Origin of the sequence: Streptomyces sp. NPDC048288 (genome assembly GCF_043201555.1) — a bacterium.
Taxonomy (GTDB): domain Bacteria; phylum Actinomycetota; class Actinomycetes; order Streptomycetales; family Streptomycetaceae; genus Streptomyces.
The window spans coordinates 23607-35130 of sequence record NZ_JBICZD010000018.1 but is presented as its reverse complement, the minus strand read 5'-3'; the positions used below and the strand labels follow the sequence as shown (position 1 = coordinate 35130).

Annotated in this window: 9 protein-coding genes; 5 read left to right on the top strand and 4 right to left on the bottom strand. The window is 71.7% G+C overall.

Features of this window, described 5'->3' with window-relative positions:
• Positions 1 to 18: 18 nt before the first annotated feature.
• Entirely contained in the window at positions 19 to 936 is a 918-nt protein-coding gene (locus ACGFZS_RS44025) for a M48 family metalloprotease (protein ID WP_393799863.1), read from the bottom strand.
• A gap of 284 nt (positions 937 to 1220) precedes the next feature.
• Between ACGFZS_RS44025 and ACGFZS_RS44020 the strand changes: the two genes are divergently transcribed.
• Positions 1221 to 1898: a LuxR C-terminal-related transcriptional regulator gene (locus tag ACGFZS_RS44020; RefSeq protein ID WP_393799862.1), complete on the top strand. Its 678-nt coding sequence runs from the start codon at positions 1221 to 1223 to the stop codon at positions 1896 to 1898.
• 30 nt (positions 1899 to 1928) lie between these two features.
• Here ACGFZS_RS44020 and ACGFZS_RS44015 read toward each other — a convergent pair whose 3' ends face one another.
• From ACGFZS_RS44015 to ACGFZS_RS44005, 3 genes are all read right to left on the bottom strand, one after another.
• Entirely contained in the window at positions 1929 to 2531 is a 603-nt protein-coding gene (locus tag ACGFZS_RS44015; protein WP_393799861.1) for a hypothetical protein, read from the bottom strand.
• A gap of 212 nt (positions 2532 to 2743) precedes the next feature.
• Positions 2744 to 4270, bottom strand: a complete 1527-nt coding sequence (locus ACGFZS_RS44010; protein WP_393799860.1) for a sensor histidine kinase — start codon at positions 4268 to 4270, stop codon at positions 2744 to 2746.
• Positions 4267 to 5028: a response regulator transcription factor gene (locus ACGFZS_RS44005; protein WP_393799859.1), complete on the bottom strand. Its 762-nt coding sequence runs from the start codon at positions 5026 to 5028 to the stop codon at positions 4267 to 4269. The genes ACGFZS_RS44010 and ACGFZS_RS44005 overlap by 4 nt, the downstream gene beginning before the upstream one ends.
• A gap of 504 nt (positions 5029 to 5532) precedes the next feature.
• Here ACGFZS_RS44005 and ACGFZS_RS44000 point away from each other — a divergent pair.
• The 4 genes from ACGFZS_RS44000 to ACGFZS_RS43985 all read left to right on the top strand — a co-directional run bounded on the left by ACGFZS_RS44000 (position 5533) and on the right by ACGFZS_RS43985 (position 11411).
• On the top strand, positions 5533 to 7074 hold the full coding sequence (locus ACGFZS_RS44000) for an IucA/IucC family protein (protein WP_393799858.1): 1542 nt from the start codon (positions 5533 to 5535) through the stop codon (positions 7072 to 7074).
• Between the two features lie 88 nt (positions 7075 to 7162).
• Positions 7163 to 8884 carry an IucA/IucC family protein gene (locus ACGFZS_RS43995; RefSeq protein WP_393799857.1) on the top strand — a complete coding sequence of 574 codons (1722 nt, stop codon included), beginning with the start codon at positions 7163 to 7165 and terminating at the stop codon, positions 8882 to 8884.
• Positions 8881 to 10104 carry a type III PLP-dependent enzyme gene (locus ACGFZS_RS43990; protein ID WP_393799856.1) on the top strand — a complete coding sequence of 408 codons (1224 nt, stop codon included), beginning with the start codon at positions 8881 to 8883 and terminating at the stop codon, positions 10102 to 10104. The genes ACGFZS_RS43995 and ACGFZS_RS43990 overlap by 4 nt, the downstream gene beginning before the upstream one ends.
• A complete protein-coding gene (locus tag ACGFZS_RS43985) occupies positions 10101 to 11411 on the top strand; it encodes an MFS transporter (protein ID WP_393799855.1) in 1311 nt (436 codons plus the stop codon). The genes ACGFZS_RS43990 and ACGFZS_RS43985 overlap by 4 nt, the downstream gene beginning before the upstream one ends.
• The last annotated feature ends 113 nt before the right edge of the window (positions 11412 to 11524 follow it).

Sequence of the window (11524 nt, the reverse complement as noted above, 5' to 3'; positions counted from 1 at the left end):
CGCCCACGGTGCGGGTGGTCAGCGCGGTATGACTCCCTGCGCCTCACCCACTTCGTGCCGCAGGTGGAGCACGCCCGCCACCGTCGCGCTCGCCGACAGCGCGACGACCAGGGCCATGACGACCGCGAGCAGGCGTGAGTATCGGGTGGCAGGCGGCGCCGAAGGCTCAAGGAGTGTGGCGACACGGTGCGACACGGGCTCGGTCGCGGCGCCGAGCGTCAGATAGGGCCGTGTCGTGGGGCCGGCGTCATGACCGGCCAAGGCGGCCCGGGCCACGGCGACGGCGACCAGCCTGCGGTCCCCGACCACCCGGGCCGCCGCCTCGTCGGCCGCCAGTTCCGCGGCGAGCCGGATCCCGGCGCGGACCTGGTGCAGCGCCGGATGGCAATGCGCCGAGATTTCCGCAATGGCGAGAAAGTAGTGATGCCGTCCGGAATTATGCGCTCGTTCATGGGCGAAGAGGGCCTCCCGCTCGGCCGCCCGCAGACAGCGCAGCATTCCCGCGGTCACGACGATCCGGTCGACGCGCCCCGGCAGGGCATACGCGTCGGGCCGCGGCGAGTCGATGATGCAGAGATCGCCGACGACGGGAAGTCCGGCGACCTTTCGCCGGGTCGCCCGCAGCGTACGGCCGTGGCGCACCGCCGAATAACCGAGGCGCACCCCGCCGATGGCGAGAGCGCAGGCCGCCAGGACGGCCATTCCGGCCATGAGATGTGCCGAAGGCGTGCACAGATGGCTGACGAAGTGATGGAGATGGGCGAAGGCCGGCAGCAGATAGAGGCCGGTCATCACCAGCGCGCCGAGGGAGACGGCACAGGCCAGAGCGAGAACCGCCGAACTGACCGTGAGTATCCACAGAGCGGTTGTCGGCCGAGTCCGGGCCAGAACACGATCCGTCACCGGGCCCAGCAGGAACGGCAGTACAAGCGGCACGAGAAAGAGTGGAGTCAGCAACAGGCGTCCCGGAGCGGAGCAGGATCTCGTACCGGCCCTCGTGCCGTGAGGCTGGGAAACGTGCCTTCTTCGGCAGTCACCTATCCATTCACCCCAACTGTCGACTACAGTGTTGTAGACCGTTTACAGATTTGTAGACGGCTTGATTGCTCTTCCCCGAGGAGGGGCGCGACTGGTGTGCCCTCGGTCGGTCATCTTCGCAGACCAGGGTACATGTGCACCCCAACTGCAGGCTCTTCTTTGGATGTTCGGCGAGGATGTGAATGGTGCTGCGTGTACTGCTGGCCGGCGGGCCGACCTCCGTACACTCCCGTATCCGTGAACTGTTCGAAAATACGCCGGACATCCAGGTCGTCGCGGCAGTCGCAAGCGGCGTGGAGAGTGTTCGCCTCGCTCACGATCTGCATCCGGACGTCGTCCTCATTCATGCTCGGAGCGAGGGCATGGACGGAATCGAGATAGCTCGTCAGATTGTCAGAAGCGGCGAGCTGTCTCATGTGTACACGATGATGCTGGCCGACTCGGCCGCGGACGAATCCGTGCTCGGGGCCCTCAATTCCGGAGTCCGCGGGTTCCTGGAAAGGGACGCGCAGACGGAAACACTGGTCGAGGCGGTAAGGGCGGTGGCGCGTGGTGAGGCCCATCTGTCTCCTGCCGCAACGCGATGCGTGCTCGACAAACTGTTTCCCGTCATTCCGTCGGGATCGGGCGACGACATCGCGCAGTTGTGGAGCGAACTCACCCCGAGAGAACGCGAAGTGGTCTCGCTCGCGGCACTCGGGCTGGACAACAAGGCCATATCCAGCCGGTTGATCGTCTCGCATTTCACCGTCAAGACGCACATCACGCGTGCCATGGCGAAGCTCGATGTGAGAAGCCGAGCGCAGTTGGTGGCCGAGGTGCATCGAAGTGGGCTCGTTCGTAAGAGAGACGGTGAGTGAGGAAAGTGGTGTCGCCGGCCTCCGGTGGACCTACTGATCGGCACGTCGGACGAGGCGGAAACTCGTAGTGGTTTTCGTCTCGCCCGGCCGTCGGGGTCTGCGGGAGTTCGGCACGAAGTGCGTCGGCCTGTGCGGTCGCGCGCGTCGGGCCGAGTTCGCGAGGGCGACAAGCTCGGGGGAGTCCCTCTTGAGCAGGCGGAACTGATGCGCCGTGAAGCCGGCGAGTTCGGCCGCGGTATGCCACGCCGTTCCCGAGATGAGGGCCACCAGCAGGACGCGGATCGCCGCCGGGGTCCGGCTCTTGCCCTGCCGTAGGCCATGGGCGCTGGCCAGGGCCGTCGCCGACTCGACGGCGGCCGAGAAGTCCGCGTCGTTCGCCAGCCAGTTGGCCAGTACGTGTTCCGGGATGCCTGCCCACACGGCGGCCGCCGGCAGCCCGAGTCCCTGCGCCGTCGCCTGCAGTACGTCCGCCATCCGCGCGATGCGGTCGTCCCGCTCGCGCGGCACTCCGCCCAGGGGGGCCTGCAGTGCCTGCTCGACCTCCAGCCGGCTGGTCAGCCATTGCACCACCCGGTCGGGCTGGGTCGTGGTCTCCTCCGCGACCTGCCCGTCGGGCCTCTTGGAGTCGTACATCATCTCCTCCGTCCGCGCCTGCTCGGCAGGAGGCGAGAGCCTCTGTCGCGTGCGGCTGTCAGCGGTGTCATGGCTTCGGAGCGACCGGCATCCCAGGCGGCGGACGGTGGGCGGTGGACGTGGAACGACCGGACGCCCTTCGCGCGGCGGGCCGCGGAGGGTGTGGTCGCCGCTGAGTCTACATACATGTAGACGAATAAGGAAGGCTACCCTTACTTGCGTGTCTGCCGCTGGTGAGCCGCGCTGCGGACGGCCTTGGGCTCGCCTGTCCGCGTCTGGCCCGGCGGGGGCGTGGCAGGGTGATGCCGACGTTCCGAGAGGGGCGCCGATCGCTCCCGGTGCGGAGCGCTCTCGGCGCGCCGGAGGCGGACGACGGCGTCGAGTCCGCCGTCGGGGGCCGCCTCCAGGGTGACCTCGCCGCCGGCGGCGTGGGCGAGTTGCCGGACCATCGGCAGGCCCAGGCCCGTGCCGTCGTGGTCGGCGTCGGTGGCCCGCCAGAACCGTTCGAAGGCGCGGACGCGGTCCGCCTCGGCCATGCCGGGGCCCTGGTCGATCACATGCAGCTCGGCCATGAGCGGTGTGCGGCCGCCGTCCCGCCGGGGCGTGACGGTCGCCAGCCTGACGGCCGTTCCCGGCGGGGAGAAGCGCAGCGCGTTGGAGAGCAGGTTGTCGATGATCTGCTCCAGGGCTCCGGGGACCGTCCACACCTGGGCGCCGGTGGCCACGGCGACGTCGATGCCGACGTGCTGCTCGTCCGCGAAGGCCGCCCAGACGGCCGCGCGATCGGCGACGACGACGTCGAGATCCACCGCCACCGGTCTGGTCGCGGAGACCTCCAGCCGGGCGAGCGCGAGCAGCCCCTGGACCACCCGGCTGAGCCGTTCCGTCTCCCCGAGCGCCTTGTCGAGGCTGTCCCGGGCGCAGGGGGCGAGGTGCGGCTCGAAGTTCTCCAGGCGCAGCCGCAGTGCTGTGAGGGGCGTCTTCAGCTGGTGCGACACCTCGGAGGAGAACGCCTGTTGCGCCTGGAGCAGATGCTGCAGCCGGGTCGCGGTACTGGTGAACGACGCGGCCAGTCGGCGTAGTTCCGGCGGCCCGTGGTCGGTGGCCGGCGGGTCGGTGATCCGGCCTTCCGCGAGTTGCGCGGTGGCGCGTTCCAGGGCCTGGACGGGGCGGGTGATGGAGCGGGCCAGAGCGAAGCCGATCAGGGAAACGGTGGCCAGGACGCCCAGCCCGACGACACCGAGGACCATCCAGACCGCGTGGACCCTGGCCCGGAGCGGACCCAGCGCGTACTCCGTCCGCACGACACAGGGGACGGTGGCGGCGGAGCCACCGGGAACGGTGACGAAGAGGAGTTCCTCGCCCGGGCCGGAGGCATCCCCGGTGACGACGGCGGGGTGACCGCGCAGCGCGCTGGAGATGTCCCGCTCGGCGGAGAGATCCTCGCCGGCCCTGGCTCGGGCGGCGGTGTCGATCAGGACAGTGCCCGTGTGCCCGGTGACGAGCACCCGGCTGTGGGTCCGCCGCCCGTAGGCCCGGGCCACGTCCGGGAGGTCGGCCGACAGACCGTGCTCCATCTTCTCCTCGCAGACCGCGGCGAGCGTCATCGCGCTCTGCTGGGCCGCGTGGGAGAAGCGTGACAGTTCGCTGCGTCCGTAGAAGACGCCGAACGGCACTTCGAGCGCGAGCAGGACGAGCAGTATGAGACTGAGGTGGCTGAGCAGGAGGCGGCGCGTCACCGGGGCCCTCCGCCGTGCGGCGAAGGTCCGGCGGACGCGGGATCGGCGTGTGCGGGGAGCACCAGCCGGAAACCGATGCCCCGGATGTTCTCGATCCAGGAGGAGTCACCGAGCTTGCGGCGCAGCGCGGCGATGTGGACGTCCAGGGTCTTGGTGGGACCGAAGTAGTTCGGTTCCCACGCCGTGTCGAGGATCTGCCGACGGGTGCAGACGGCCCCGGGATCTTCCGCCAGGCAGGTGAGCAGGTCGAACTCCTTGGGAGCGAGGGCGACGGGCGACTCGTGCAGGCGCACCTGCCGGGTGCGGCGGTCGATGGTCAGCGGCCCGATCCGCTGGACGTCGGGGATTCCGAGTGGTGTCGGGCCGTCCGAGGGGCGCGGTTCCGTGCGGCAGGTGTCCGGTGCCACGGGCCGGGCGCGGCGGGTGACGGCCCGGATCCGGGCGACGAGTTCGCGCACGCCGAACGGCTTGGAGACGTAGTCGTCCGCGCCCAGTTCCAGGCCGAGCACCCGGTCCACCTCGTCGTCCCTGGCCGTGATCATGATGATCGGAACCGCGGAACGGGCGCGGAGCGCACGGCAGACGTCGATGCCGTCCATGTCGGGCAGCCCCAGGTCCAGCAGCACCATCTGTGCCTCGGGGGCGGCGAGGCCGTCGGCCCCGGTTCCGGCGTGTTCCACGGTGAATCCGAAACGGCGCAGCCCCTCCGCCAACGGTCCGGCCACCCCGTCGTCGTCCTCGATCAGCAAGACACGCATGCCGAAAGGCTCACAGACGCCGGCCGGAGCGCGCGGCGCAAACGCCGTAAGCTCCCCCGACTCGGTGATCCTCGCCTTCCCGGTCAACCGCGTGCACCACGAATGGCGTAACCGCCGACACGCGGTGAGACAGCGACATCCAGGCGATGCCCAGCGTGGATCAAGGAAAGAGCCAAGGCCTTCGAACACGGTGAGGGCCGTCGGCCGGTGCGATCGCGCCGACAGCGCTCGAAAACATGTCTAACGGGCGGCCGTACCGAACGGACCGACCGCCCTGGAAGCCACCGGAACGCCGCACGGCGAATCGCTTCTCCAGGGGGGCACCGGATGGGCCCGCTGTGATTCCCCTGGCCATCCGTTTGACGGCGCTCTCCTAGCGTCGGTTGCACGGTCGGCGCCACCTGGGCGCCGCCCGGCCAGCGCCTCCCCCCCCACAAGCACCCGGGACTCCCCATGCCCATGGAACGACCACCACTTGACGAACTGCGCCGTGTGCGCCCGGACTTGGCAGAGCCCTTCACGACCGCGCTCCCGGGAGCACGCGCGAGCGTCCTGGCCCGCCTGTGGGGAGCCCTCGTACGAGAACCGCTGCCCGGAGTGGCGGGGCACCGCCGAGATTCCGGTGCCCTGGTGGTCGAGCTGCGGCGGGGCGGCGTGCTCTCGGCGGCCGAGTCCTGCGCGCGGCCGTTCGCCGAGGTACCCGAGGACTTCGCCGTGTCCGGGCCCGACGGACCGATCAGCGAGCCTGCCGAGCTGCTGGCGCAGCTCGGCCTGGGCACCCCCGCCGCGGAGCGCCTTCGGGCGGAACTCGACAACAGCGTGGTCAACCTGGCCCTGGCCAGGGCCGCGAACCCCGGCGGGGCGGCCCTTCCGGCCGACTCGGCCGACGCCGAGCAGGCGGTGACCGAGGGCCATCCGCAGCATCCCTGCTGTCGCACGCGGACCGGCATGTCGATCGCCGACGTACTCGCCTACGCTCCCGAACACCACCCCGTCGTCCGGCTGGCGCTGCTGCGTGTCCCGGCCGACCGCTGGCGGGGAGCCGGAACCTGGCCGCGGCACCTGCGGGACGGCGACACGATCCTGATGCCGCTTCACCCCTGGCAGCGGGACCACGTGCTCGCGCACCACCGCGACCTGGCCGTCGCGGAGGAGACCGTCCCGTCCCGGCCGCTGCTGTCGCTGCGCACCCTGGCACCGCTGGGTGTCCTGCCCGGCTGCCACCTCAAGACGGCACTCGACGTGCAGGTCACCAACTACCGGCGCACCATCTCCCCGGCCGAGGTCGCCGACGGCCCCCCGCTGTCCGACCTGGTCTCGGCCCTCGTCGACAAGGCCGGATACGGCGACAGCCTGCGCGTCCTGCGTGAGCTGGGCGGCGGCGCGGTGTGCGTGGCCGGGGAGCCCTCCGCGAGCCTCGCGGCGATGGTCCGGGAGTCGACGGAGTGCCACCTCGACACCGGGGAGATCGCGGTTCCGCTCACCGCCGTCCAGGCGACCGGAGCGGCCGTGGTGTCGGGAGACCCGGTGCGCTGGCTGGCCGACTTCGCCGGGCTCGTCCTGCCGCCCGCGCTGACGCTGCTGTCCATGGGCGTGGCCCTGGAGGCGCACGGCCAGAACACCCTGGTCGTCCTGCGGGACGGGCGGCCGGTCAGGGTGCTGTACCGGGATCTGGACGGCGTGCGGGTCAGCCCGCGCCGCCTGGCCCGCTGCGGCTTCCCGCTGCCGCCGCTGCTCGGCACCCGCGCGGGGGACGACGTGGCCGCCCTGCACACCAAGCTCTTCGGGGGGCTGGTCAGCGGGGTCTTCAGCGAACTGGTCCACGTCCTCGCCCGGACCCACGGCGTCGAACCCCGGGCGCTGTGGGGCGTGGTGGCCGAGGTCGCCCGCCGGGTCCTCGCCGGCCTGCCGGACGGCCACGAGGACGAGGCGGCGCTCTTCGGGGACACGATCCCGCTGAAGGCGACCATCGCGATGCGCCTGGCCGACGACCCGGGCAAGGCCCGGTGGACGCCGCTCCCCAACCCGCTCGCGCGGTGCCGCTGAACTCCGAACCGGCCGATGCCTGCCGCTGTGCCGCCGAGCCTCTGTGTCAACTCCCCAGCCCTGCCTCCCTGTTACCTGGAGCGACCGCATGACCACCAGTGCTACCGCCAGCGTCACCACCGCCCCGACCGCGTCGCCCGCCGTCCCGACCGCATCGCCCGCCGAGCAAACCGAACTCGCCGATTCCGTCACCGCCCACACGCTGCTCAACTGCCTGATCCGTGAGGTGTCCGCCCCCGAACACCAGGTGACGGTCGACGGCGACCTCCTCCTGCTCCGGCTGCCCCGCCGGGGCATCCTGCTGCGCTCCCGGCTGCGCCGGGTGTCCCTGATCGGCGCGCACCGCTTCCGGGGCCCGGTGCAGCGGCTCGACGACGGCACCTGGGTGACCGTGGGCTGGCGGGAGCTGGCCGGTCATGTCCGGGACGAACTGGAACTGCGTACGGGGGTCGCGAACGAGGAGTTCCTCGGCCAGGTGGCGGACAGCCGGGAGACCATCCACACCGCGCTGACGGAGCGGGCCGACGCCACACCGCACGCCGACCCCTACGTGGCCTCGGAGCAGTCACTGGTGTTCGGGCATCGCTTCCACCCCACTCCCAAGGCCCGCACCGGCAACCCGGAGGACTGGCTGGCGTACGGGCCGGAGACCGGTGCCCGCTTCCGCCTGCGCCGTCTCGCCGTGCGCCGCTCTCTCGTGCGCGAGGAGGGCGACTTGGGGGAGCTGGACGCGCTGCACCCGCCCGTCGACCCCGGGTTCGCGGTACTGCCGGTGCACCCCTGGCAGTACCGGATGCTGCGGGACCACGTCCGGCTGCGCGCGGCGATGGCCGCCGGCGACGTCGTCGACACGGGGGTGAGCGGGCCGGAGCTGGCGCCGACCGCGTCGGTGCGCACCCTCTACGACCCCGACGCCGACACCTTCCTCAAGTTCAGCCTGAACGTCCGCCTCACCAACTGCGTCCGCAAACACGCACGTTACGAGCTGACCGGAGGCGTCGCGCTCGACCGCCTGCTCCGGCCGCTCTTCGCCGCGCTCGCCGTCCGCTTCCCGGGCTGCGTACTCCTGGCCGAGCCCGGCTACCGCACTCTCGACACCGGCGACACGGACCTCCTGGAGGGCCTCGGCGTAGTCGTCCGCTCCGGCCTGCGCCGGCACCTGCTGCCCGGGGTGACGCCGCTGCTCGCCGCCGCGGTGGCCGACGAGTACCCGACCGGCACCGCCCACGTCTCCCATCTGCTCGCCCGCGCCGACGGGGACGTCCTGGCCTGGTGGGACGGGTACCTGCGGCTCCTGCTGCCCCCGGTCCTCGCCGCCTACTTCGAGCACGGCGTGGTCCTGGAACCCCATCTGCAGAACGTCGTCGTCGGGGTGCGCGCCGACGGCACCCCGGCGCAGATGTTCTTCCGCGACCTGGAGGGCACCAAGATCCTGCCCGGGCACCACGAACACGCTCTGCGCGACCTGCCCGACGACGTCCGCGACGCCCTCACCTACGATCCCGAACGCGGCTGGAACCGGGTCGCCTACTGCCTCCTGGTTAACCACACCGCCGAGGTCCTCGGCGCCCTGGCCGACCTCGACCCCACGCTGGAACCCGCCCTGTGGGGCCTGGTCCGCGACCACCTGGACGCCTACGCGCGCACCGCCGCCGAACCGCCCCGGCTGCGTGCCCTGCTGTCCGGGGTACCGCTGCCCGCCAAGGCCAACCTGCTGCTGCGCTGGTCCCGCAAGGCCGACCGGCACGCCACCTACGTCCCGCTGCCCAGCCCGCTCGGCGCGGACTTCCCCCGCGAGGTGGTCCGATGAGGCCCGCGACGCACGACCTCGCCGCCGGGCTGCCCGACGACGACCTGCCCGCCTACGTATACGACCTTTCGGACCTGCGCGAGCACGTGCGGGCGATCCGCGCCGCCCTGCCGGAACGCGTCGAGCTGCTGTACGCGGCCAAGGCCAACTCCGACCCCCGGATCCTCGGGACCCTCGCCGAGCACGTCCACGGGTTCGAGGTCGCCTCCGGCGGCGAACTCGACCACGTCCGCTCGCTCGTCCCAGCAGCACCGATCGCCTTCGGCGGCCCCGGCAAGACACCGGGCGAGCTGATCCGGGCCCTGGACGCGGGAGTCGAGCGCCTGCACATCGAGAGCGAACACGAACTGCGCCTGCTCAGCAGCCTGTCGGGCGACCGGACCGTGGACGTCCTGCTGCGGGTCAACCTGCCCGTCGACGTGGGCCAGGTCGCTCTGGCCATGGGCGGCGGTCCGTTCGGCATGGATCCCGTCCAACTGGACCGCTGCCTGGAGGTGTTGGCGTCCGCCCCGGGCATCCGGCTGCGCGGTCTCCACGTCCACCTGGCCAGCGGACTCCAGGCCCGGCCCCAGCTCTCCCTCGTCGACAAGATCCTGGCCTGGGCCGGCACGTGGGCCGGTGACCGCGGGATCGACCTGTCCGAGGTCAACGTCGGCGGCGGAATGGGCGTCGACTACACGCACCCGCCCAGGGTGTTCGACTGGCGCGCCTTCGGCGCCGGGCTCGGCCGGATCCTCACCCGCCACCCGCGCCTCACCCTCCGGATCGAACCCGGCCGCTCGGTCACGGCGTACTGCGGCTGGTACGTCACCCAGGTCCTGGACATCAAGTTCAGCCGCGGGCACGCGTTCGCCGTACTCCGCGGCGGTACCCATCACCTGCGCACCCCGGCCGCGAAACAGCACGACCAGCCCTTCGAGGTGATTCCCGACGACGTCTGGCCACGGTCCTGGGAACGCCCGGAGGTCCGCGACGAACCGGTGACACTGGTCGGACAGCTGTGCACGCCCAAGGACGTCCTGGCCGACCGGATCATGGTCGAACGGCTCCGCGTCGGCGACCGGGTCGCCTTCGCCATGGCCGGCGCCTACGCCTGGAACATCTCCCACCACTCCTTCCTCATGCACCCGCACCCGACCTTCCACCACATCGACGGAGCACCGGCAGCACCGGAAGCACCGGCGCCCGCCGAGCGCACGTACGCCCATCGGCGCTCATGAGCGAGGGCTCCCGGCTGCGGGCCGCCCTTGCCGTCCGGTCCTTCCGGCGCTATCTGCTCGGCCAGCTGACCTCCAACATCGGCACCTGGATGCAGCGCGCCGCCCAGGACCTGCTCGTCCTCCACCTCACCGGCGACAGCGGCAGCGCGGTCGGCATCGTGACCGCGCTGCAGTTCCTGCCCCAGGCCCTGTTCGGCCTGACCGGAGGCGTCCTCGCCGACCGCTGCCCGAAGCGGCGGATCCTGCTCCTGACCCAGACGGCCATGGCGGCGCAGTCCGTCCTGCTCGGACTGCTGACGGTCACCGGGACGGTGAGCCTGCTCGCCGTCTACGCGCTGGCCTTCGCCCTCGGCACCGCCACCGCCGTGGACAGCCCGGCCCGCAACGCGTACATCTGCGAACTGGTCTCCCGGGAGCACGTGGCCACCGCGGTCAGCCTGAACTCCGCCCAGTTCAACCTGGCCCGCATCCTCGGCCCCGCCCTCGCGGGCCTGACCGTCGCCGCCTTCGGCACGGGCCCCGTCTTCCTCGTGAACGCCGCCTCGTACCTGGCCGTCCTGTACGGCCTGGCCACCATCCGCACGGACGAGCCGAACGAGCCGGACGAACCGAACGAGCCAGACGAGCCGGAGGACCACGGTCGGCCCCGCCCTCGCTCCGCGCGGCTGCGGGACGCCTTCCACGCCATCACCACCACCCCCGACCTCCTCCTGCCGATCAGTCTCATCGCCTTCGTCGGCACCTTCGGCCTCAACTTCCAGGTCACCCTCTCGCTCGTGGCGATCACGGTCCTCCACTCGGGCGCCGCCGCCTTCGGCTGGCTCTCCGCCGCCTACGCCGCGGGCAGCCTCGTCGGCGCGATACACGCGGCGACCCGCGGGAACCCGCCCGGCACCCGGCGCCTCGTCACCACCACGGTCGTCTTCGGAGCGCTGGAGACCGCGCTGGGTCTGATGCCCGGCTACGGCACCTTCGCCGCCCTGCTGGTCCCCACCGGCTTCGCCGCCGTGACCGTGACCACCACCGCCAACGCCCTCACTCAACTCCACGCCGCCCCGCACCTGCGAGGCCGCGTCATGTCCGTCTACTTCGTCGTCCTCCTCGGCGGCACGCCCGTCGGCGCCCCGCTCACCGGGCTGGTGTCCGACGCCTTCGGGGCCCGGGCCGGTCTGGTTCTCGCCGGGGTCGTATCCGCCGTCGCCGCGCTCGTGCTCCCCGCCGTACTCAAAGGCCGGGCCCGCCGGTCCGTCCGGGCGGCGTCCGTTCCCGCCGGGCCCTGGCCGGTCCGGACGCGAACCGGGAGGTGAGCACGGAGGAGTAGCGGCCCGTAGTACCGCGGTACGACCCCGCGGACGTGGATCGGCCCCCGGTACCACCGGATCTGGGGATATCGCCTCCTAGCGTGGTCGGTGAGGCGTCG